The 19,980-nt window shown below is 54.1% G+C and carries 21 protein-coding genes; 10 read left to right on the top strand and 11 right to left on the bottom strand.

The annotated features are described in order from the left end of the window. Nucleotides 1-8 precede the first annotated feature (8 nt). Nucleotides 9-911: a (2E,6E)-farnesyl diphosphate synthase gene (ispA, locus tag VV869_RS09845; RefSeq protein WP_337734774.1), complete on the bottom strand. Its 903-nt coding sequence runs from the start codon at nt 909-911 to the stop codon at nt 9-11. Next, nucleotides 904-1,146, bottom strand: coding sequence for an exodeoxyribonuclease VII small subunit (gene xseB, locus VV869_RS09840; RefSeq protein WP_337734773.1), 243 nt, complete (start codon nt 1,144-1,146; stop codon nt 904-906). The genes ispA and xseB overlap by 8 nt, the downstream gene beginning before the upstream one ends. Before the next feature lie 203 nt (nt 1,147-1,349). On the opposite strand from xseB, the gene pomA reads away from it, so the two are divergent. From pomA to thiI, 3 genes are all read left to right on the top strand, one after another. Continuing rightward, nucleotides 1,350-2,111: a flagellar motor protein PomA gene (pomA, locus tag VV869_RS09835; RefSeq protein ID WP_337734772.1), complete on the top strand. Its 762-nt coding sequence runs from the start codon at nt 1,350-1,352 to the stop codon at nt 2,109-2,111. Nucleotides 2,112-2,120: 9 nt separating this feature from the next. Continuing rightward, complete coding sequence (locus VV869_RS09830; RefSeq protein ID WP_337734771.1) at nt 2,121-3,038, top strand: flagellar motor protein MotB; 918 nt, start codon at nt 2,121-2,123, stop codon at nt 3,036-3,038. A 193-nt stretch (nt 3,039-3,231) separates the two neighbouring features. Continuing rightward, on the top strand, nt 3,232-4,680 hold the full coding sequence (gene thiI, locus VV869_RS09825) for a tRNA uracil 4-sulfurtransferase ThiI (protein WP_337734770.1): 1,449 nt from the start codon (nt 3,232-3,234) through the stop codon (nt 4,678-4,680). A 134-nt stretch (nt 4,681-4,814) separates the two neighbouring features. Here the strand turns inward: thiI and yajL are convergent, their stop codons facing one another. The 9 genes from yajL to VV869_RS09780 all read right to left on the bottom strand — a co-directional run bounded on the left by yajL (nt 4,815) and on the right by VV869_RS09780 (nt 12,989). Next, entirely contained in the window at nt 4,815-5,435 is a 621-nt protein-coding gene (yajL, locus tag VV869_RS09820) for a protein deglycase YajL (protein WP_337734769.1), read from the bottom strand. Beyond that, nucleotides 5,425-6,327: a 2-dehydropantoate 2-reductase gene (panE, locus tag VV869_RS09815; protein WP_337734768.1), complete on the bottom strand. Its 903-nt coding sequence runs from the start codon at nt 6,325-6,327 to the stop codon at nt 5,425-5,427. The genes yajL and panE overlap by 11 nt, the downstream gene beginning before the upstream one ends. A 110-nt stretch (nt 6,328-6,437) precedes the next feature. Beyond that, nucleotides 6,438-7,277, bottom strand: coding sequence for a nucleoside-specific channel-forming Tsx family protein (locus VV869_RS09810; RefSeq protein WP_337734767.1), 840 nt, complete (start codon nt 7,275-7,277; stop codon nt 6,438-6,440). Between the two features lie 329 nt (nt 7,278-7,606). Continuing rightward, nucleotides 7,607-8,398: a nucleoside-specific channel-forming Tsx family protein gene (locus tag VV869_RS09805; RefSeq protein ID WP_337734766.1), complete on the bottom strand. Its 792-nt coding sequence runs from the start codon at nt 8,396-8,398 to the stop codon at nt 7,607-7,609. Nucleotides 8,399-8,748: 350 nt separating this feature from the next. After that, nucleotides 8,749-10,131, bottom strand: coding sequence for an AmpG family muropeptide MFS transporter (locus tag VV869_RS09800; RefSeq protein ID WP_337734765.1), 1,383 nt, complete (start codon nt 10,129-10,131; stop codon nt 8,749-8,751). A 125-nt stretch (nt 10,132-10,256) separates the two neighbouring features. After that, nucleotides 10,257-10,619 (bottom strand): hypothetical protein, encoded by a 363-nt coding sequence (locus VV869_RS09795; RefSeq protein ID WP_337734764.1) that lies wholly within the window; start codon nt 10,617-10,619, stop codon nt 10,257-10,259. Nucleotides 10,620-10,667: 48 nt separating this feature from the next. Beyond that, a complete protein-coding gene (locus VV869_RS09790; RefSeq protein ID WP_337734763.1) occupies nt 10,668-11,222 on the bottom strand; it encodes a peptidylprolyl isomerase in 555 nt (184 codons plus the stop codon). Further along, on the bottom strand, nt 11,222-11,791 hold the full coding sequence (locus tag VV869_RS09785; protein ID WP_337734762.1) for a YajG family lipoprotein: 570 nt from the start codon (nt 11,789-11,791) through the stop codon (nt 11,222-11,224). Before VV869_RS09785 ends, VV869_RS09790 begins: the two co-directional genes overlap by 1 nt. 67 nt (nt 11,792-11,858) lie before the next feature. Beyond that, nucleotides 11,859-12,989 carry a methyltransferase gene (locus VV869_RS09780; RefSeq protein ID WP_337734761.1) on the bottom strand — a complete coding sequence of 377 codons (1,131 nt, stop codon included), beginning with the start codon at nt 12,987-12,989 and terminating at the stop codon, nt 11,859-11,861. 224 nt (nt 12,990-13,213) lie between these two features. Between VV869_RS09780 and bolA the strand changes: the two genes are divergently transcribed. The 7 genes from bolA to nqrE all read left to right on the top strand — a co-directional run bounded on the left by bolA (nt 13,214) and on the right by nqrE (nt 19,963). Then, nucleotides 13,214-13,528, top strand: a complete 315-nt coding sequence (bolA, locus tag VV869_RS09775; protein WP_337734760.1) for a transcriptional regulator BolA — start codon at nt 13,214-13,216, stop codon at nt 13,526-13,528. Between the two features lie 342 nt (nt 13,529-13,870). Beyond that, nucleotides 13,871-14,956, top strand: a complete 1,086-nt coding sequence (locus VV869_RS09770; protein ID WP_337734759.1) for a TRAP transporter substrate-binding protein — start codon at nt 13,871-13,873, stop codon at nt 14,954-14,956. Nucleotides 14,957-15,364: 408 nt separating this feature from the next. Further along, nucleotides 15,365-16,705, top strand: coding sequence for a Na(+)-translocating NADH-quinone reductase subunit A (locus VV869_RS09765; protein WP_337734758.1), 1,341 nt, complete (start codon nt 15,365-15,367; stop codon nt 16,703-16,705). 3 nt (nt 16,706-16,708) lie between these two features. After that, nucleotides 16,709-17,953 (top strand): NADH:ubiquinone reductase (Na(+)-transporting) subunit B, encoded by a 1,245-nt coding sequence (locus VV869_RS09760; RefSeq protein ID WP_337734757.1) that lies wholly within the window; start codon nt 16,709-16,711, stop codon nt 17,951-17,953. Then, a complete protein-coding gene (locus tag VV869_RS09755; protein ID WP_337734756.1) occupies nt 17,943-18,734 on the top strand; it encodes a Na(+)-translocating NADH-quinone reductase subunit C in 792 nt (263 codons plus the stop codon). Before VV869_RS09760 ends, VV869_RS09755 begins: the two co-directional genes overlap by 11 nt. Then, nucleotides 18,727-19,359, top strand: a complete 633-nt coding sequence (locus VV869_RS09750) for an NADH:ubiquinone reductase (Na(+)-transporting) subunit D (RefSeq protein ID WP_261600706.1) — start codon at nt 18,727-18,729, stop codon at nt 19,357-19,359. The genes VV869_RS09755 and VV869_RS09750 overlap by 8 nt, the downstream gene beginning before the upstream one ends. A 7-nt stretch (nt 19,360-19,366) precedes the next feature. Beyond that, nucleotides 19,367-19,963: an NADH:ubiquinone reductase (Na(+)-transporting) subunit E gene (nqrE, locus tag VV869_RS09745; protein ID WP_337734755.1), complete on the top strand. Its 597-nt coding sequence runs from the start codon at nt 19,367-19,369 to the stop codon at nt 19,961-19,963. Nucleotides 19,964-19,980 lie beyond the last annotated feature (17 nt).

Raw genomic sequence — 19,980 nt, 5'->3', positions numbered from 1 at the left:
TACTGATTTTAGTTATTGCGCTCGATGACGTATCGGGCGAAAACTTCGAGTTGGTCTGTATTGTAGGGTATTGCAGCCAAGGCTTGTAGCGCTTCTTGGTAAAGTTGCTGTGCTTTTTGTTGCGCGCCCCCCAGACCGAGCAGGGCCGGGTAGGTGCTTTTGTTCAGCGCGATGTCGGAGCCCTGTGGTTTGCCCAGGGTATCGGTATCACTGGTGATATCGAGAATATCGTCCTGAACCTGGAAAGCCAGCCCGATGGCTTCTGCGTAGCGGTCCAGTTGCGGCAGGACGGCCACGCCACGCTCTCCGGCCGCCAGGGCACCAAGGCGGATCGCACACCGGATCAGTGCCCCGGTTTTGTGCTTATGAATGGTTTCTAGTTGCGCCAGCGAGATTTGCTGGCCTTCGGCGGCCAGATCCAGTGCCTGACCGAGACACATGCCGGCGGCTCCGGAAGCCTGGGCCAGTTCGCGGACCATGCGGATCCGGTATGCCTCGCCCTGCTCGCTCAGTTGTCCGGTCGCCAGAATTTCAAACGCCAGTGTCTGCAGGGCATCCCCGGCCAGAATGGCGCTGGCTTCGTCAAACGCGATGTGACAGGTCGGCTGGCCGCGGCGCAGCTCGTCATCATCCATCGCCGGCAGATCATCATGGATCAATGAATAGGCGTGGATACACTCGACCGCAGCGGCCGGGGTATCCAAATCATCACAGTCAGCTCCCAGCATCTGGCCGGTGACATAGGTCAGATAAGGGCGGGCCCGTTTGCCGCCCAGCAGGGTTCCGTGTTTCATGGCTTCGACCAGGGTCTGTTCGGCGTAAGGTTGTGCCGCCAGCCACTGGGCCAGTTGTTGGTTATTCCGCTGGAGGTAGTACTGCAGGGAGGATGACAGGGATGAAGAGTTATTCATTATTCGCATCAAATTCAGTCAGGGGGGCTTGATCATCTGCCTGAAGCAGAATTTCTACACGCTGTTCAGCCTGGGTCAGCTTCTGCTGGCTGCTGCGCGCTAGCGCGATACCACGCTCAAATTTTTTTAATGCGTCCTCGAGGGCAATGTCACCGGATTCCAGTTCATTGACGATGCCGTCGAGTTCGTCCAGTGCGGCTTCAAACGCCATTTTTTCAGGTTTTTTAGCTGCCATACGGGGTTCACTGTAATTTAAGTGCAGGAAAAATAACGTAGAGACGTATTAGGGTCAAATTATCTCACAGGATTCTGTGGGACCAACAGTTATTTTCGTATTTTGCCGACAACCAGGCTAAATCTAAATTCAAGGGTGCCGATACAGTTTGAGTTAGTTAGAATACCCCAAGCAAAGTAATTGGCTAAGTTGGAGAACTCTCGGTGGATTTGGCGACCCTTATCGGCTTAATCGGCTCTTTTGCCTTTGTCATCATGGCAATGGTATTGGGCGGCAGTATCAATATGTTTATTGATACACAGTCGATCCTGATCGTATTTTGTGGCTCGACGTTCGTGGCGTTGATGCAGTACAGCGTCGGCCAGTTTTTCGGCGCGACCAAAATTGCGGTCAAGGCATTTATGTTCAAGACCGATAATCCGGAAGATCTGATTGCCAAAATTGTTGAAATGGCAGATGCCGCGCGTAAAGGGGGCTTCCTGGCCCTGGAAGAGATGGAAGTCGAGAACTCTTTTTTGCGCAAGGGGATTGACCTGCTGGTGGATGGCCACGATGCCGATGTGGTACGGGCGACGCTGCAGAAAGATATTGCCCTGACTAACGAACGCCATGAGCAGGGGGCAGGGATTTTCAAAGCGCTGGGGGATGTGGCCCCGGCGATGGGGATGATCGGGACCCTGATCGGTCTGGTGGCCATGCTGTCGAACATGGATGATCCTAAATCGATCGGTCCGGCGATGGCGGTGGCCCTGTTGACGACCCTGTATGGGGCGATGCTGGCTAACATGGTGATGTTGCCGATCGCCGCTAAGCTGGAGCTGCGCAAAGACGAAGAGAAGCTCAATCGCCGCTTGATCCTGGACGGAGTGCTGGCGATTCAGGATGGCCAGAACCCACGGGTGATCGACGGCTACCTGAAGAACTATCTCAACGAGAAGAAACGTACCATCGACGGCGATCAGTAAGGGGCGCGTATGGAAGAAGAATGCAAGTGCCCCCCTCCGGGGCTACCGCCATGGATGGGCACCTTTGCCGATCTGATGTCGCTGTTGATGTGTTTCTTCGTACTCTTGCTGTCGTTTTCTGAGATGGACGTTTTGAAGTTCAAACAGATCGCCGGCTCGATGAAATTTGCCTTCGGGGTGCAGAACATGCTGGAGGTGAAGGATATTCCCAAGGGAACCAGTGTGATTGCCCAGGAGTTCCGTCCGGGCCGTCCGGAGCCGACACCGATCGAAGTGATCATGCAGCAGACGATTGACATGACCCAGCGTTCGCTGGATTTCCATGAAGGGGAGTCGGATCGGGCCGGGGGAACCCAGCGGGATGCCGGGAAACTGACCGGTGGCCAGAGTGCCCAATTGTCGACCGAGCTCAACCAGAATGATCAATCTGAGATGATGGAGGCCCAGCAGCAGCTGATGGAAGTGTTGCAGCAGGCGCTGAACCGGGAAATCGAAGACGGGGCCATCGAAGTGGAGAATTTCGGCCAGCAGGTGGTGATCCGGATTCGCGAGAAAGGCTCCTTTCCGGCCGGCTCTGCCTTCCTGCAGCCGAAGTTTCGCCCGCTGGTGCGCCAGATCGCGGATTTGGTGAAAGACGTTCCCGGGGTGATCCGGGTTTCCGGCCATACCGATAATCAGAAACTGGACTCTGAGTTGTATCGCTCGAACTGGGATCTTTCCGCACAACGCGCGGTGTCGGTTGCCCAGGAGATGGAAAAAGTGGATGGCTTTGATCACAAACGCCTGCGGGTGATGGGGCTGGCCGACACGGCACCGCTCAATGACAACAAGACCGAAGCGGAGCGCGTGGCGAACCGCCGGGTCGAGATCTCGATAATGCAGGGCGAACCGCACTATTCCGAGGAACTGAGCAGCGGCGGGAAATAAGCCTACACTAAGAGGATGGACAGGGCCGTGAGTCGTGCCCTGTATCCGCAGACAGCCTCCGTGAGCGATGAGCACGGTTTGGGGATATATCCTTGTTTCAGCAACAGCCTGCTTGCTGTATAATCCGCGCCTTTGATCCTTTTGGTATTGTTTGCCTTTTGGTATTGTTTGGCCCAGTGTAGCGAAGCGTGTTATGAAATTTATTGTTAAACCCCATCCAGAGATTTTTGTGAAGAGTGAATCGGTTCGCAAGCGCTTCACCAGAATCCTGGAATGTAACATCCGCATTATTCTTCAGCGTTTGTCCGATTCTGTGGCGGTGTATAACCGACGCAGCTACATCGAAGTGACTTCGAAAGATGACAGCATTCGCGATCAGGTGCTGGCGGTGCTGACGCAGACTCCGGGTATCCACCATTCGCTGGAAGTCAAACAGACCGAATTCAAGGACATGCACGACATCTATGAGCAGACGTTGGCGCATGTTGCCGATCAACTCGAAGACAAGACCTTCTGTGTCCGCGCGAAGCGGACTGGTAAGCATGATTTCACGTCTATTGATCTTGAGCGCTATGTGGGCGGCGGTCTGAACCAGGCCGTTGCCTCGGCGTCGGTGAAGCTGAAAAACCCGGACGTGACGGTTAACATCGAGGTTGAGAACGAGAAGTTGAACCAGATCCTGGCGCGCCATAAAGGGCTGGGCGGCTTCCCGCTGGGCACGCAGGAAGATGTCCTGAGCCTGATCTCCGGGGGCTTTGACTCCGGGGTGTCGAGCTACCTGCATATCAAGCGCGGCAGCAAGGTGCATTACTGTTTCTTCAATCTGGGTGGCCCGGCGCATGAAATCGGCGTGAAGCAGGTGGCTCACTACCTGTGGAAGAAGTATGGCTCCTCGGCCAAAGTGAAATTCATTGCGATTGATTTTGAGCCGGTGGTGGCGGAAATCCTGGAAAAAGTCGATGACGGCCAGATGGGCGTGATCCTGAAGCGGATGTTCATGCGCGCGGCCGGCCAGGTGGCGGAGCGTTTCGGGATCCAGGCGCTGGTGACCGGTGAGGCACTGGGCCAGGTTTCCAGCCAGACCCTGACCAACCTGCGCCATATTGATAACGTGACCGACACGCTGATCCTGCGTCCGCTGATCAACTGGGATAAAGAAGACATTATCAACGTGGCCCGTGAGATCGGCACCGAAGATTTTGCCAAGACGATGCCGGAATTTTGCGGCGTGATATCGAAAAGCCCGACCGTGAAAGCCGTGAAAGAGAAGCTGGAAGCGGAAGAAGCCAAGTTTGACTTTGCGGTGCTGGATCGCGTGGTGACCGAAGCCCGGGTGATCGATATCCGTGATATCGAGAAAGAGAGCCAGGAGCAGGCGCCGGAAATCGAGCTGGTGGATCAGATTGACGCCGATGCCATCGTCCTGGATATCCGCAGCCCGGATGAAGAAGACGAGAATCCGCTGGAGCTGGAGAACATCGAGGTTCGGCATCTGCCGTTCTACAAGCTGGCTACCCAGTTTGGCGATCTGCCGCAGGATAAAACTTACCTGCTGTACTGTGACCGCGGGGTGATGAGCCGTCTGCAGGCGCTGTACCTGAAAGAAAACGGGTTTGAGAACGTGAAGGTGTACCGTCCGTAAGACGTCTTGCGGTTCTTCGCGATAAAAAAACGAGAGCTTCGGCTCTCGTTTTTGTTTTCAGGCCCTGAACATTGCGGTGAAGACGGCTGTGGTGTCGGCGTCTTTCCGGCATTGCTGGCGGTGGCAGGAAGCGCTTACTTTCGCGGCAGCACGGTGTAGTGCATATTCGGCCAGACGACCATCGGCTCGGCGACTTCGGCGGCCAATGCCTTGCTAGCCAGATGGCCGATGATTTCAAACGCAAACTCCTGTGCCGTGCCCGGTCCCTGGCTGGTCAGCAGACGGTGGTTGATATCATAGACCACGCGTTTGCTCCGGCGGCGGGCTTCCGGAATTTGCTCCAGGAAGGCCGGGTGTGCCGTCATCAGGGCGTTCGGAAACAGATTGTGGTGCTCCAATACCACTGCCGGGGCGGCGCAGATAGCGGCAACCAGCTTGCCGTCATACTTATGTTGGTTGACAAACTCGACCAGCAGCGGGCTGTCGCGGAAACATTCGGCCCCGGCGACACCGCCCGGCAGGACGACACAGTCAAACGGCTCGTCGGCAATGGCTACCAGCGCGACGTCGGCGACCAGCTTGATCCCGCGAGAGCCGGCCATGATCAATGCCCCGTCGGAAGCGACACTGGCAGTGGTGACCTGAAAACCGGCCCGGATCAGAATATCGATGGTGGTGACGGCTTCCATCTCTTCGCTGCCGGGGGCGATACAGACGGCAACTTTAATCGGGCGCTGCTGCTCCTCATGCGTCATGGTGTTGTTGCTCCAGTTGTTTGATTTGTTGCCACAGCCGGGTATTTTCCGGAACCGCAATCCCGTGTTCCTGTGCCCGGTCAATCAGATATCCCGTAATATAGTCGATTTCCGTCGGCCGGTGCTGAGAAATGTCCTGATTCATCGACGAATAGTTTCCGGCGGTATTGTTTATCACCTGATCGACCTGGTGGCGCAGGGTGGTGCGGTCGCAGGCGATCCCTTCGGCATTCATCACGGCCGCAACCTCTGTGCAGATGGCATCCAACTGCTGGTGGTACCTGGCCTGCGCCAGCTCCCCGTTGCGGCACTGCATCATGGCGGTGAGCGGATTGATCGCACAGTTGATGGCCAGCTTTTGCCACAGCGGGATCAGGATATGCTCATGCCACTGGCAGGGTGGCAGCGCCTGGTTCAGCAGCCCGGCAAGTACAGCCTGTGCTTTGCCGCTGGCGTTGATCGCCCCGATCCAGGTTTGCCCCAGCCCGGTATGGTTGAGTTGCCCCGAGGTCGGGCGATAGGCTGCCTGGGCAGTTGTGGCATACAGCAGCGGGTTGTCCGGCAGCAACGCTGAGACATTTTTATGAGTACCCATCCCGTTGTGCATCACGATGACCGGTGTGCGGGACGGCAAATACGGCAAAATGGATGTGAGTGCTTGCTCAACCTGGAATGCTTTCACGGTGAGTAACACCGCGTCGGCTTGCTGTAATTGCGCGGGCTGGTTGGCGGCAAAGGTATAGTGCTGCGGGGGTGTTTGCGCCAGGGGATTGAAGGTCAGGGACAGCTCAGAGGCGCTATCCCGGGTCCAGAATTGGACGGCATGGTATTGGCTCAGGTGACATCCCCATAAGCGGCCAATCGCACCGGCGCCGACAATGGTCAGGTTCAACTCGGGTATCCTTTCTTGGTCAGATCTGCCGTCAGCATACCATGTTCTTGGGCCGCCGTTGACTGGAGGGGGCACGTCCGGGTTGTGCCGTTTGCGCTGAAAGGAGCGGATCAGAATTTGTAGTTGGCCGAGAGGTAATGACCAAAGCCGGTGGTATCGCCGGCAAAACCCCCGTCTTTAAACAGGGCCATGTTGTGGTAGTACTTCAGGCCGTAGCCGAAGGCCCATTGCGGGGTATGGTAGTAGATGCCATTGAACCATTCGATGGCGGTGGTGGTCCGGTTGATATCATCGGAAATTTTCGAGGCACCGAATTTATAGTCCAGATACCCTTGGTAGGTGACGAAGTCGCCACTGCTGAGGGTCAGCCAGGGTTTGAACCAGTTGGTGGAAACCATATAGCCATCCCACTCACCTTCATTGGCGGCACCGAAATTTTCCCGCACATAGCGGGCATAGGTATTGAGGCCGACTTTGCCGAACCAGGGCACCTGCACATCAGACCCAAGGCCGATATAGTGTTCAAACAGTGCGTTGTCACCGACATTGGTCAAGGTGGAAATATAGAGCTCCATCACCGGGCCGAAGGATAGATCGGTGCCGCTGATCCCATCTAAAGAGAAGCGGGGAGCAAATTTAAAGAAGAAGTTGTCGGCAAAGTCGTCACTGCCTTCCTGCTTGTTGCGATCGGAGTTGCTGGAGTTGAGCACATCAAACACATCCAGGTAACCATAGAGATCCAGCCAACCAGAGCGGCCGCCGAATTCCATCTCGAAATAGGTATCGTCCTGGAATCCGAAGGGGATCCGGTTGTTGATGCTCTGCATCAGATTAAGGGTGAACCACTTGTAATCATTTTTATGGATATCGTCGGAGTAATCGACGGCACTGCTGGTGCCCGGCAGGGCAAGGGCGGCACCAACACTGAGAGCAGCCAAAGTTCTGTTCATAATGAGTTCTCGCTAGCCAAATGCCATTGCTTCGGGTGTCTGCGGATGACCGGTTGGGCCATCGCAGAAGCCCTGTTCAGCGCGCTGTTATAGAAATGAAATGGGCACGCTTCTATTAGCAAAGGCTAGCGTATTCTTTCCCGGCCGGTTGACTGTCTTAAGGTTAAGGCGTGATTCTTAATCACCGGGCAGTGTCGCAAGGGGAAAAATTGAGAATAATGAAAGAGAAAACGGGGTTGTCTTGAAAATAAGGATCCTCTTAACATTGAGAGCGCAAAAAAAAAAGCACCCACAGTGTGGGTGCTTTTCAGGATATAGCTGTCTGGAACTTAGAACTTGTAAGTTACAGAAACATAGTGGCCGACGCCTGTAGACTTGAAGCCATCAGAGTCTTTGATACCGTAGATGTCTTTGTAGGCTTTCAGGCCGTAACCCACAGCGTAGCGATCAGAGTGCCAGTACAGGCCGTTGAACATTGCACCACCGCTGCTCGCGCCGCCAGTGTTCGGGCCATCGTCCAGGCCAAATTCGTAATCGATGTAACCTTGGTAAGACAGGAAGCTGCCATTCTCGAAGAAGTAGAATGGTTTGAACCAGTTCGTTGCAAGGTGGTAACCATTCCACTCATGGTCGTTACCGCGGTAAGACGCATACAGGTTCAGACCGATTTTGCCTAGCCATGGTACGTTTACGTCAGAACCCAGACCGATTTTCTGGTTGTTAACACCTGCGTTACCACCCCATTCCATCAGTGTCGCAACATATAGTTCCTGTACTGGACCGAACGACAGATCTTTACCGGTCACGGCATCCAGAGAAACACGCGGTGCGAATTTCATGAACATTTTTTCTGCGCCAGCTTTGTCGCTGTCTTTATCGCTGCTCAGGTTGAATACGTCAACGTAACCGTACAGGTCGAAGATGCCAGAGCGGCCACCGAATTCCATTTCCATGTAATCGTGGTCTGATTCACCTGGCAGTTCATTGATGGCGTACATCAGGTTGAATTGTGACCAGCTGTAGTCGTTCTTGTGGATGTCGTCAGAATAATCGGCGGCGTTAACAGTGGCCGGCAGTGCTGTTGCTGCCAGCACGCTCAGTGCTGCTAGGGATTTGCGCATGGGTAAACTCTCGCTCATTGTGTATTGGTATCAGGCTCTTTTGCGGCCTGTTTCGTTGTGGAGGTGATTCTATGGTTTTATGTCACCATTGGGAATGTAACGATTGCGCAATCATTTGCTAATTGTGATCACGATCTTTTGAAAACGATTACATTTCCAGTGTTTAGTGATCGTGATCGTCATTTTTGATGTTTTCAGTGATATTTTTCTGAACTAAGTGATAAATCCATCATCTAATGGCGACTTTTGGCACCGGTTTTCACGCTCTGGCATGCGGAAATAAAAAAGGGAGATGTTTGTCGTCAACAAAACACCTCCCCAATGCCCGGTCATGCGCGGATGTTGGCGGGTTAGGTCACTTCTGAACGGGGTTGCACACTGACTTTCTGGCGTCGGCTGACGGTATAAATCAGCATCAGCACCGGCAAGCCGATCAGGGCTGTGGCGAAGAAAAAGACGTTGTAGCCGAAGTTGTCGACAAACATGCCCGAGAAACCGGCAATGAATTTCGGGAACAGCAGCATGATGGAGCTGAACAGGGCATATTGGGTGGCGGAAAAGGCAACGTTGGTCAGGCTGGACATATAGGTAATAAACGCTGCGGTGGCAATGCCGGCGCTGAGGTTATCTACCGAGATCACCAGGGTCAGCATGCTCAGGCTGTTGCCCAGATAGGTGAAAATCATGAACAGGATATTGGTGGCAGCGGCCAGGACTGCCCCCAGGGCTAGGATCCGCAGAGTGCCGAACTTGCTGACCAGGATACCGCCCAGGCCTGCCCCGAGCAGGGTCATGATCACCCCGTAGATTTTGGAGACGGAAGCGACTTCGGTTTTGCTAAAGCCCATATCGACATAAAAAGCATTGGCCATGACACCCATCACCACATCCGAGATCCGATAGGTCCCGATGAGCACCAGGATCACCAGCGCTTCGCGACCGTAGCGGGTAAAGAAATCCTGGAACGGCAGCACCGCCGCAGTATAGAACCAGGCCGTCAGGCGGGCCGGAATCGCCGGCATGCCTTTGTCGCGCAATTGCTGGCGCATCTGGCGCTCAAGGTTGTCTACCGCTGAGTTATCGATGGTCGGTTCGTGAATGCACAGGGCCGTGATCAAGCCCACCAGCATCAGCCCGGCCATAGAGAAATAGGCGACTTGCCAGCCATGGGCATTGTATTCGGTGTCGGAGCCGAACCAGGCGGCCAGGGCCATGGCCCCAGCGCCTGCGGTGATCATGGCCAGACGGTAGCCGGTCATATAGGCCGCGGCGAGTGCGGCCTGCAGTCGCTCCGAAGCCATTTCAATCCGGTAGGCATCGATGACGATATCCTGCGAGGCTGAGGAGAAGGCTACGATGACGGCGAAGATCGCCAGTTGGATCAGATCAATCTGAGGGTTGCTGACGGCCATGCCGTAGAGCGAAGCGATGATCAGCAGTTGGGAGAACACCATCCAGCCCCGGCGGCGGCCCAGTAAGTGCGACAGGAACGGCACCGGAAACCGGTCGATCAGCGGCGACCAAATCCACTTGAAGCCGTAGGCCAGTGCGACCCAACTAAAAAATCCGATATCCGTTCGGCTGACTTCGGCTTCCCTGAGCCAGAAAGACAGGGTGCCGAAGACCAACAGGATCGGCAGGCCGGATGAAAAGCCCAGTGCCAGCATGATCAGGACTTTTTTCTCCAGATAGACCCGCCAGCCCTGGCGATTGTCCGCGAGTGGTTGCGACATGGTTCCCTCAGTATTGATTGTGTTGTGTTTACGAGCTTCGATTATAAGGCGAAGTCGCTTCGAACTTCAGTAAAATGCGGGTAAAAAGATGATGGGGTGAGATCCGGGTCGGGGCGGGCCATCCGCTATGGCCGGATCCCCTGCATTTTCGCCAGGTGTTCACCGATCCCAAGTAAAAACTGGGCGGTTGACGTAACTTTGAATTGGATAAAATGGTTGCCCAGCAACTCGTGCTCCTCCAGCGATTCGAGTAAATGCAGCAGGTACCAGTAAGCGGATTCATACCGGTTGGCTGGTGTTCCGGCGGGGACCGACAACTTCCACCAGTCATGGAGGTGCTCGGTGCAGGTTTTCTTCAGAGAATCGTAACTGGCTTCGCCGCAAAGCACACCAAGTGCGCTCAGAGCCAGGGCCGGGGCGTAATCTGAAATGTGCTGATCGACCTGTCGGTTAGGCGTTTCAGGTTGGGAGGAAATCAGTCTGAGCATAGGGGCCACCTGGTCGTTGCGGTAGGCGAACGACCAGGTGACGTTTACCTACTTTTTGAGAATCTTTATTTCTTTAATAACTATAGGTTGCTGCGGGACATCTTTCATACCCATCGAGCGAACGGTTGTGGTAGGAATTTCAGCCATTTTTTCAATAACTGAGAACCCCTTCACAACTTTGCCGAACACGGCGTAGCCCGGTTGGTTGCCGCGGGCATCCAGGAACGCATTGTTGTTGTAGTTGATGAAGAACTGACGGGTGGCAGAGTCCGGTACGTTGGTACGGGCCATCGCGATGGTGGCACGGTCATTCTTCAGACCATTGGTGGACTCGTTTTTAATCGGCGGGTAGGTATCCCGTCGGTTCAGATCCTGATCGAAGCCGCCGCCCTGAGCCATAAAACCCGGGATCACGCGGTGAAAAATGGTGCCGATATAACTGCCGTCTTCAACGTAGCGCAGAAAGTTCTGACTTGAGATCGGCGCACTTTTCTCATCCAGCTGAATCGTAAAGTCACCCAAATTGGTGGAAACCAGGACTTGGGTCGCGGCGCTGACCGGCAGGGCGATACTCAGAAGCAGGGCTAATAAGGCCTGACGCATTACAGTTTCTCCTGCAGGTAGCTGTTGAGTTCCGGATCAGCGTAGATGTCTTTCAGCACCGCAGTGATCAGGTTATTCAGCGCCAGTTCCATATCTTCTACGGAAGCGCTCATGGCACCGTTACGCTCCGACTTCCCGGCGTAGCGTTTGACAAACTTCCCGGTCGGGGTTTCAACCACCAGTTGCAGTTGTAGTTTGCTGCTCAGTTCATGGCTCATCACACTGTGCTTCACGTTGACCATGGCTTCCAGGATATCCAGACGCAGGGTGCCTTTGCTGTCCTGGGTAATGCTGTAGCCTTGCGAGCTCAGTTGGCGGGACAGGGCATCTTCCAGAGTGATCCGCAAGTTTTGGGAGGCATGCAGCGGCTGAACATTCTGGCGGCCGCTGTCAACCACGGCCACGAATTGGGCAGTGCGCAGATCACGGCTTTCCAGATTCAGCGTTTTCCCGGACGTGCTCGGTTGCTGGGCAATGACAGGCGTCGGGTTCAGGGTGAGCTGTGGCTCGGATGGTGCCGAGCAGGCGGTCAGCGCCATCACGGAGGCGGCAATAAGAAGCTTTTTCATCGATTTCTCTATCCTTAACAAACTGCGGCGGAATTGAGCGCCGCAACAGTGTATGTAAATGTCAAAATTATTTTCTGGCTTGATAAACCACGAACTTATTGTTCTGGGCAATGACCGATACGTTACCAAATAAACGTTTAAGTTTTCCATCGTAGCCCAGGTGGCGGTTCCCAATCACGATCAGCCGACCCTGAGATGTCAGAACATGCTTTGCATCACAAAACATTTGCCAGGCAATGTGATCGGTAATGGTGGTTTGCTGATGGAACGGCGGGTTGCACAGGACGACATCGGCGCTGTCGGGCTGAAAGCCGCTCAGGCAGTTGTTCACCGTGGCGGTCAGTTGCGTCGGATCCGGCAAATTCAGCGCGGTATTGGCCTGGCACGACGCTACGGCCATGTAGCTTTCATCGACACAGGTGACCCTGGCTTTCGGATTGAGCTGGGCAGCTTTAATGCCAATCACGCCGTTACCGCAACCTAAGTCAATGATGTGCAGCGGGTGATCGTGGCTGGGAATATGCTCTAACAGCAACCGCGCCCCGATATCCAGGCTGTCACCTGAGAAGACATTGGCATGGTTGGTGAGGGTCAGACCGTGCTCCGGGACTTCCCAGCGCAGCGGCTCCGGCAGTGGTTGTGCCAGCGCCGGGTTCACCTCGCAGAATATGAGCCGGGCTTTTTTCACCGCCAGTGAGGTTTTGGTTTGGCCCAGATATTTTTCAAACAGTTTCAGGGTTGAAGTATGAATGTCCTTGGCTTTGGCCGCAGCGATCACGGTGCAGTCTGCAGGCAGTTTCTGGCAGAGCTGCTGGAGCTGCCAGGTGAGCAGGCGGTTGGTTTTCGGCAGCTTGAGCAATACCAGCTGCGGGTTCTCCGGCAGCTCGGCCAGGCAGTCGATGATATTGACGGCAGGGCGCTGGTTAGCTTCCAGATTGGCCAGACACCCCTGATGGGCGATATAGGAGTCCGTGACGCAAGTCACCGGCCCTTGATTGGCAAACCAGCAGCTGAGCGCGCCGAAACTGTCGTTCATGATCAGGATCGGACGGGCGGGATCCAGGGTGATGTCCTGGTCATGGACGTGGTTGATAAGGTACTCATCTGCGGCGTCCCATGCCTGGAGCGTTTCATTTGTTCTGGTCGGGAAACGCTTGAGGGTCAGCGTTTGCCCATGCAGGTTGAGCTCTGGTTTCATTGCCGGTTACTTTCAGGTATGTTTACAGTTTGGTTATCTATTTTCGCAGAACATGCCTGCGCTGCAAACTAAAACCCTTGCCGAGTCACTGATTTCAGTCATTCTTCCTGCCGAACTGCACTGGGACTGAACCCGATTCGGTCGCTTTGACGGCTCGTTTGGTGGGGCTATTGAGGGCGTGAGTTCAAGCGAAGGGAAACAGGTCAGCGCTGAAGGTGAGAGTTATGATCCAGGATCGCATTACAGAAAAATTGTATCAGGCATTTGCCCCGGTACACCTTGAAGTCATCAATGAAAGCTACATGCACAATGTCCCGGCCGGGTCGGAAAGCCACTTTAAAGTGGTGATTGTCAGCACGCAGTTCGACGGACAGCGTCTGATTGGGCGCCATCGTGCGGTTAATACGGTGCTGGCCGATGAGCTGGCCAATCATATTCATGCCCTGGCGATCCATACCTATACCGACAGTGAATGGCAAGCCCAGCAAGGGCAAGCACCCGATTCCCCGGCGTGTCGCGGCGGCAGTAAACTGGGCTGACGAGACTCGGCCTGAGCACGGCAGCGCAGTCGTGTCAACGCGGCGCAATCCTACCGTCCAGACTCGGACCTGTTTGACTGGTCCGACGTTTCAAAGTTTGAGATAGCGGGCAATATTCGTGTCCGCAATCGCGTATGATAAGTCCTTGATCGTTTCTGATCTCAATTCTGTGCCTGCGGGTGTGAGCTTGTCGGAGTGGACTGGCTATACTGGTTTAGGCGTGTTCTTGCTGAGCGCGGCAGTCGTGGCGCTGTGACGAAAGGCCCGGAATGGGGACTCGTTCAGTGGGCCTTCAGGTCAAGCAGGAGATCATTGAGTGAAAATCAAGCAAAAGGATATTGCATGATGAGACGTTGTCGTCAGTGGTTACTTGGCATGCTGTGCGTACTCACCCTGGCCGCTTGCAGCGAACCGGGCGGCGAGGGCGAAACATCGGCAGCCAAGGCTGTCGAATGGAAGCTGGTAACCTCCTGGCCTAAAGGATTTCCCGGAATGGGGGTGGCGCCGGAGCGATTTGCTGACACGGTGAACCGGCTCAGCGATGGCCGCCTGGTGATCCGGGTCTATGGTGCCGGTGAGCTGGTGCCAAGTTTCGATGTTTTCAATGCCGTATCGAAAGGTACGGTACAGATGGGCCATTCGGCCGCGTTCTATTGGCAGGAGAAGATTCCGGCCGCGCCATTTTTTTCATCCGTCCCTTTTGGACTCTCTGCACAGGAAATGAACGCCTGGCTTCACTACGGCGGTGGTTTGGCGCTGTGGCAGTCGCTCTATGAGCCATACGGGGTCGTTCCGATGGCGGGCGGCAATACCGGCGCTCAGATGGGGGGCTGGTTTAACAAAGAAATTCAGACCATGGATGATCTCAAGGGGCTGAAGATGCGTTTACCGGGATATGGCGCGGATGTGTTCAAGCGGGCTGGTGGGATTCCGGTCAGTCTGTCCGGTGGGGAGCTCTTTACGGCGCTGGAGACCGGGGCGATCGACGCCGCGGAGTGGGTCGGCCCCTATAATGATTTAGCATTCGGTTTACATAATGCCGCGAAATACTACTATTACCCAGGGTGGCAGGAGCCCAGTACCACCCTCGAGTTTCTGGTCAATCAGCAGGCGTTACAAAGTTTACCGGATGATTTGCAACAATTGGTGATCACGGCAGCCCGGGCAGTGAACCAGGATCTGCTGGATGAGTACACGGTGAAGAATATGCAGGCGCTGGATGTGCTGGTCCACGAGCATGATGTGGCGTTGCGGCGCTTTCCGGCTCCGGTCCTGGCAGAACTGCAGCGACTGACCCGGGAATTGCTGGTGGAAAAAAGCGAAAATGACCCGGTGTTGGCTCGAATTTACGCGTCATACCGGCAGTTTCAGGCTGATACCCAGTTGTATAACCGGGTATCGTCTGGCGAAATTGTGAACGGCAATTAACATCTTGTGACAGATTATAACCAAACGAAATGGGGCTGTGTTGCCCCATTATTGTAGGTGTTTTCACTTTATTGGATTTTTGTTAAAGACGTGTCTGTCATGAGAATGTTTTGATAAATCGACCAACAGTTCACAATTGTGCGTTGGCTCAAATTTACAGCCTTATAAATGTGTTGCGTTTGAAATCTTCGCTGATTTTCACCGCGTTTAGCGTGGTTTGGCATAGTAAAAAGCCGTGGATTAATGATAGAATCGCGGCCTCAAATTATTCGTCACAGAGGCTGTGATCGATAAGTAAATAGGATGTTGCGGTGCCGGCGGTGTTCCAGCTGGTTTCGGACGAAGGAAAGTCGTGTCTAAATTACGCAATAGAAAATTCTTTTTCCCTTTAATGTAGTGCAAGTGCGTATGATTACAATAAAAAAGGGTTTGGATATCCCAATTGCAGGGACTCCTGCCCAGGCGATAAATGATGGTAAAGCCATCACACGAGTCGCCTTGCTTGGCGAAGAATATGTTGGTATGCGTCCTACAATGCATACCCGCGTAGGGGATGTAGTGAAAAAAGGTCAGATTCTTTTTGAAGATAAAAAGAATCCTGGCGTGAAGTTCACTGCACCAGCCAGCGGCAAGGTCGTTGAAATCAACCGTGGCGCGAAGCGCGTGCTGCAATCCGTTGTGATTGAAGCCGAAGGCGACGAGCAGGTCACATTTAACCGCTACGAAGCAGACCAGCTGACCCAGCTGGATCGCAATGCGATTGTTGAGCAGTTGGTTGAATCTGGCATGTGGACCGCGCTGCGGACCCGTCCGTTCAGCAAGGTGCCTGCCATCGACGCTGAAACCCAGGCGATTTTCGTCACTGCCATGGATACCAATCCGCTGGCAGCGAACCCGGAAATCATCATCAATGAGCAGAGCGACGCGTTTGTGGCCGGTCTGACACTGCTGTCAAAACTGACCAGCGGGAAGGTGATGGTTTGTAAATCAGGCGCCAGCCTGCCGCGTTCGAAGCAGTCGAATGTCGAAGAGCATGTCTTCAACGGTCCGCACCCTGCGGGTCTGGTCGGCACGCACATCCACACTCTGTTCGGCGCTGACATGCACAACGTCGCATGGCACATCAACTATCAGGACGTGATCGCTTTCGGTCAACTGTTCCTGACCGGTGCACTATACACCGACCGTGTGGTTTCTCTGGCAGGTCCTGCCGTGAATACCCCGCGTCTGGTTCGTACCACCCTGGGTGCTTCGATTGAGCAACTGACGGATGCCGAGCTGATGCCTGGCGAACTGCGTGTGCTGTCTGGCTCTGTGCTGAACGGTAAGCATGCTGCGGGTCCTCAAGCCTACCTGGGTCGTTACCATCTGCAGGTGACTGCGCTGCGTGAAGGCCGTGAAAAAGAGTTCATGGGCTGGATTGCGCCAGGTAAGAACAAGTTCTCGGTCACCCGTGCGTTCCTGAGCCAGTTCTTCCCAAGCCAGTTGTTTAACATGACCACGTCAACCAACGGTTCTGAGCGTTCGATGGTGCCAATCGGCAACTACGAGCGTGTGATGCCGCTGGACATCGAGCCGACCTTACTATTGCGTGACCTGTGTGCTGGTGACAGTGACAGTGCTCAGCAACTGGGTGCGCTGGAGCTTGACGAAGAAGATCTGGCACTGTGTACGTTTGTATGCCCAGGTAAGTATGAGTTCGGTCCTCTGCTGCGTGAGTGTCTGGACAAGATTGAGAAGGAAGGGTAATTCATGAGCCTCAAGAATTTCCTAGAGCAAATCGAGCCCCATTTTGAGCCGGGCGGTAAGCACGAGAAGTGGTTTGCGCTGTATGAAGCGGTTGCCACGTTGTTGTATACCCCAGGTCAAGTGACGCGTACCGGTGCTCACGTGCGTGACAACATCGATCTGAAACGTATCATGATCATGGTGTGGTTCGCGGTTTTCCCAGCTATGTTCTGGGGCATGTACAACACCGGTCACCAAGCAATTGTTGCGCTGAACCACATGTATGCTGGTGAGCAACTGGCTGCGGTGATTGCCGGCGACTGGCACTACTGGCTGACGCAAATGCTGGGTGGAACCCTGGCAGCCGATGCGGGCTGGGGCAGCAAAATGCTGCTGGGTGCAACCTTCTTCCTGCCGATTTACGCGACAGTATTTGCTGTCGGTGGTATCTGGGAAGTCCTGTTCTGTATGGTCCGTAAGCACGAAGTGAACGAAGGCTTCTTCGTTACTTCGATCCTGTTTGCACTGATCGTGCCGCCAACACTACCACTATGGCAAGCAGCTCTGGGGATCACCTTCGGTGTTGTTGTTGCAAAAGAAATCTTTGGTGGTACAGGCCGTAACTTCCTGAACCCTGCATTGGCAGGCCGTGCGTTCCTGTTCTTCGCATACCCGGCTCAGATCTCTGGTGATCTGGTCTGGACTGCGGCAGACGGCTTCTCTGGCGCGACTGCGCTGAGCCAGTGGGCGAACGGTGGTCAGGCTGCGTTGATCAACACGGTAACTGGCGAAGCGATTAGCTGGATGGACGCGTTCATCGGCCGCATTCCTGGTTCAATTGGTGAAGTATCGACGCTGTTCATCGTCCTGGGTGGTGCCATGATCGTGTTCATGGGGATTGCTTCCTGGCGCATCATTGCCGGTACCATGATTGGTATGGTCGCGACAGCAACCCTGTTTAACATCATCGGTTCTGACACCAACGCAATGTTCAGCATGCCTTGGCACTGGCACCTGGTTCTGGGTGGCTTTGCATTCGGGATGATGTTCATGGCGACCGACCCTGTCTCTGCTGCTTTCACCAATAAAGGTAAATGGTGGTACGGTGCACTGATCGGTGTGATGGCTGTTCTGGTTCGTGTGGTGAACCCGGCATTCCCTGAAGGGATGATGCTGGCAATCCTGTTTGCAAACCTATTTGCACCTCTATTTGACAACCTAGTAGTTCAGGGCAACATCAAGCGGAGGCTAGCACGTCATGTCAAGTAATAACGATAGCATTAAAAAGACGCTGATTGTTGTTATCGCACTGAGCCTGGTGTGCTCGATCGTGGTATCAGCTGCGGCGGTTGCTCTGCGTCCACTACAGCAGAAAAATGCTGTGCTTGACGTTCAGCGCAATATCCTTTCTGTTGCCGGTCTTCTCCAAGAAGGCATCAACGTACCAGAGACTTACGAGCAGTTCATCGAGCCACGGCTGGTTGATCTGAACACAGGCAACTTTGTAGAGTCTGTGGACGGTCAAAATGCCGCTCAGTACGATCAGCGCAATGCCGCGAAAACGCCGGCACAGTCTGAGAAGCTGGATCCGGCCGTTGACTTCGGTAAAATCATTCGCCGTGCCAACGTGGCCAAGGTATACCTGGTTCGCGATGACAACAACGGTGTTGAGAAAGTGATCCTGCCGGTTCACGGTAATGGCCTGTGGTCGATGATGTACGCGTTTGTGGCAGTCGAAACTGACGGCAACACGGTTTCAGGCATCACTTACTACCAGCAGGGTGAAACTGCCGGTCTGGGTGGTGAAGTTGTGAATCCGAGATGGCGTGCACAGTGGGAAGGCAAGAAACTGTATGATGAAAACGGTAAACCTGCCATCCGTGTCGTGAAAGGCGGTGCACCAGCCGGTAGTGAGCATGGTGTAGATGCGCTGTCTGGTGCGACGTTGACCAGTACCGGTGTCGAGAATACCTTCAAATTCTGGCTGGGTGAAAATGGCTTCGGTCCGTTCCTGGCGAAGGTTCGTGAAGGAGGCCTGAACAATGGCTGATACTAAAGAAATGAAGAAGGTTCTGTTTGGACCGCTGATCAGTAATAACCCGATCGCCCTGCAGATCCTGGGTGTGTGTTCTGCCCTGGCAGTGACCACCAAACTGGAAACAGCGTTTGTAATGACGCTGGCGGTAACCTTCGTAACGGCGTTTTCGAACTTTTTCGTATCGCTGATCCGTAACCACATTCCAAACAGCGTGCGTATTATTGCCCAGATGGCAATCATCGCCTCTCTGGTAATCGTGGTTGACCAGATACTGAAAGCCTATGTTTACGATATTTCGAAGCAGCTTACTGTATTTGTTGGTCTGATCATTACCAACTGTATCGTTATGGGGCGTGCAGAAGCATACGCCATGAAATCAGCACCGCTGCCATCGCTGCTTGATGGTATCGGGAACGGTCTGGGTTACGGCTTCGTCCTGATCACTGTCGGTTTCTTCCGTGAGCTGCTGGGCTCCGGCAAACTGTTCGGTGCACAGGTTCTGCCTCTGATTTCAGAAGGTGGCTGGTATCAGCCGAACGGCATCATGCTGCTGGCACCGTCTGCTTTCTTCCTGATCGGTTTCCTGATCTGGACGATTCGTACCTTCCGTCCTGAACAAGTAGAAGCGAAGGAGTAAGGGGAACATGGAACATTATCTAAGCCTGCTGGTTCGTTCGATTTTCATCGAGAACATGGCGCTGTCATTCTTCCTGGGTATGTGTACCTTCCTGGCGGTATCCAAGAAAGTAAAGACGTCTTTCGGTCTGGGTGTAGCAGTAACGGTTGTACTGACCATTTCTGTACCGGTGAACAACCTGGTTTACAACCTGTTGCTGAAAGATGGCGCGCTGGTTCAAGGTGTTGATCTCACCTTCCTGAACTTCATCACCTTCATTGGTGTTATCGCGGCGCTGGTACAGATTCTGGAAATGATTCTGGACCGCTTCTTCCCGCCGCTATATAACGCGCTGGGTATTTTCCTACCGCTGATCACAGTAAACTGTGCGATCTTCGGTGGTGTATCTTTCATGGTGCAGCGTGACTATAACTTTGCTGAATCTGTGGTTTACGGCTTCGGTTCTGGTATCGGTTGGATGCTGGCAATCGTTGCGCTTGCGGGTATCCGCGAGAAGATGAAGTACTCTGATGTTCCTGCGGGTCTGCGTGGCCTGGGCATCACCTTCATCTCTGTCGGCCTTATGGCGTTGGGCTTTATGTCCTTCTCCGGTGTTCAGCTGTAAACAGGATAAAAGGAATA

Origin of the sequence: Photobacterium sp. MCCC 1A19761, assembly GCF_037389125.1 — a bacterium.
Classification (GTDB): Bacteria; Pseudomonadota; Gammaproteobacteria; order Enterobacterales; family Vibrionaceae; genus Photobacterium.
Note: the sequence above shows the minus strand (reverse complement) of the source record. Positions and strands in the feature narration are given on the sequence as shown.

Excerpts from the sequence above, each read along its gene's own strand:
- ispA (WP_337734774.1), bottom strand. The coding sequence starts at position 911 with ATGAATAACTCTTCATCCCTGTCATCCTCCCTGCAGTACTACCTCCAG.
- xseB (WP_337734773.1), bottom strand. The coding sequence starts at position 1,146 with ATGGCAGCTAAAAAACCTGAAAAAATGGCGTTTGAAGCCGCACTGGAC.
- VV869_RS09830 (WP_337734771.1), top strand. The coding sequence starts at position 2,121 with ATGGAAGAAGAATGCAAGTGCCCCCCTCCGGGGCTACCGCCATGGATG.
- thiI (WP_337734770.1), top strand. The coding sequence starts at position 3,232 with ATGAAATTTATTGTTAAACCCCATCCAGAGATTTTTGTGAAGAGTGAA.
- yajL (WP_337734769.1), bottom strand. The coding sequence starts at position 5,435 with ATGACGCATGAGGAGCAGCAGCGCCCGATTAAAGTTGCCGTCTGTATC.
- VV869_RS09810 (WP_337734767.1), bottom strand. The coding sequence starts at position 7,277 with ATGAACAGAACTTTGGCTGCTCTCAGTGTTGGTGCCGCCCTTGCCCTG.
- VV869_RS09805 (WP_337734766.1), bottom strand. The coding sequence starts at position 8,398 with ATGCGCAAATCCCTAGCAGCACTGAGCGTGCTGGCAGCAACAGCACTG.
- VV869_RS09800 (WP_337734765.1), bottom strand. The coding sequence starts at position 10,131 with ATGTCGCAACCACTCGCGGACAATCGCCAGGGCTGGCGGGTCTATCTG.
- VV869_RS09795 (WP_337734764.1), bottom strand. The coding sequence starts at position 10,619 with ATGCTCAGACTGATTTCCTCCCAACCTGAAACGCCTAACCGACAGGTC.
- VV869_RS09790 (WP_337734763.1), bottom strand. The coding sequence starts at position 11,222 with ATGCGTCAGGCCTTATTAGCCCTGCTTCTGAGTATCGCCCTGCCGGTC.
- VV869_RS09785 (WP_337734762.1), bottom strand. The coding sequence starts at position 11,791 with ATGAAAAAGCTTCTTATTGCCGCCTCCGTGATGGCGCTGACCGCCTGC.
- VV869_RS09780 (WP_337734761.1), bottom strand. The coding sequence starts at position 12,989 with ATGAAACCAGAGCTCAACCTGCATGGGCAAACGCTGACCCTCAAGCGT.
- bolA (WP_337734760.1), top strand. The coding sequence starts at position 13,214 with ATGATCCAGGATCGCATTACAGAAAAATTGTATCAGGCATTTGCCCCG.
- VV869_RS09770 (WP_337734759.1), top strand. The coding sequence starts at position 13,871 with ATGATGAGACGTTGTCGTCAGTGGTTACTTGGCATGCTGTGCGTACTC.
- VV869_RS09765 (WP_337734758.1), top strand. The coding sequence starts at position 15,365 with ATGATTACAATAAAAAAGGGTTTGGATATCCCAATTGCAGGGACTCCT.
- VV869_RS09760 (WP_337734757.1), top strand. The coding sequence starts at position 16,709 with ATGAGCCTCAAGAATTTCCTAGAGCAAATCGAGCCCCATTTTGAGCCG.
- VV869_RS09755 (WP_337734756.1), top strand. The coding sequence starts at position 17,943 with ATGTCAAGTAATAACGATAGCATTAAAAAGACGCTGATTGTTGTTATC.
- VV869_RS09750 (WP_261600706.1), top strand. The coding sequence starts at position 18,727 with ATGGCTGATACTAAAGAAATGAAGAAGGTTCTGTTTGGACCGCTGATC.
- nqrE (WP_337734755.1), top strand. The coding sequence starts at position 19,367 with ATGGAACATTATCTAAGCCTGCTGGTTCGTTCGATTTTCATCGAGAAC.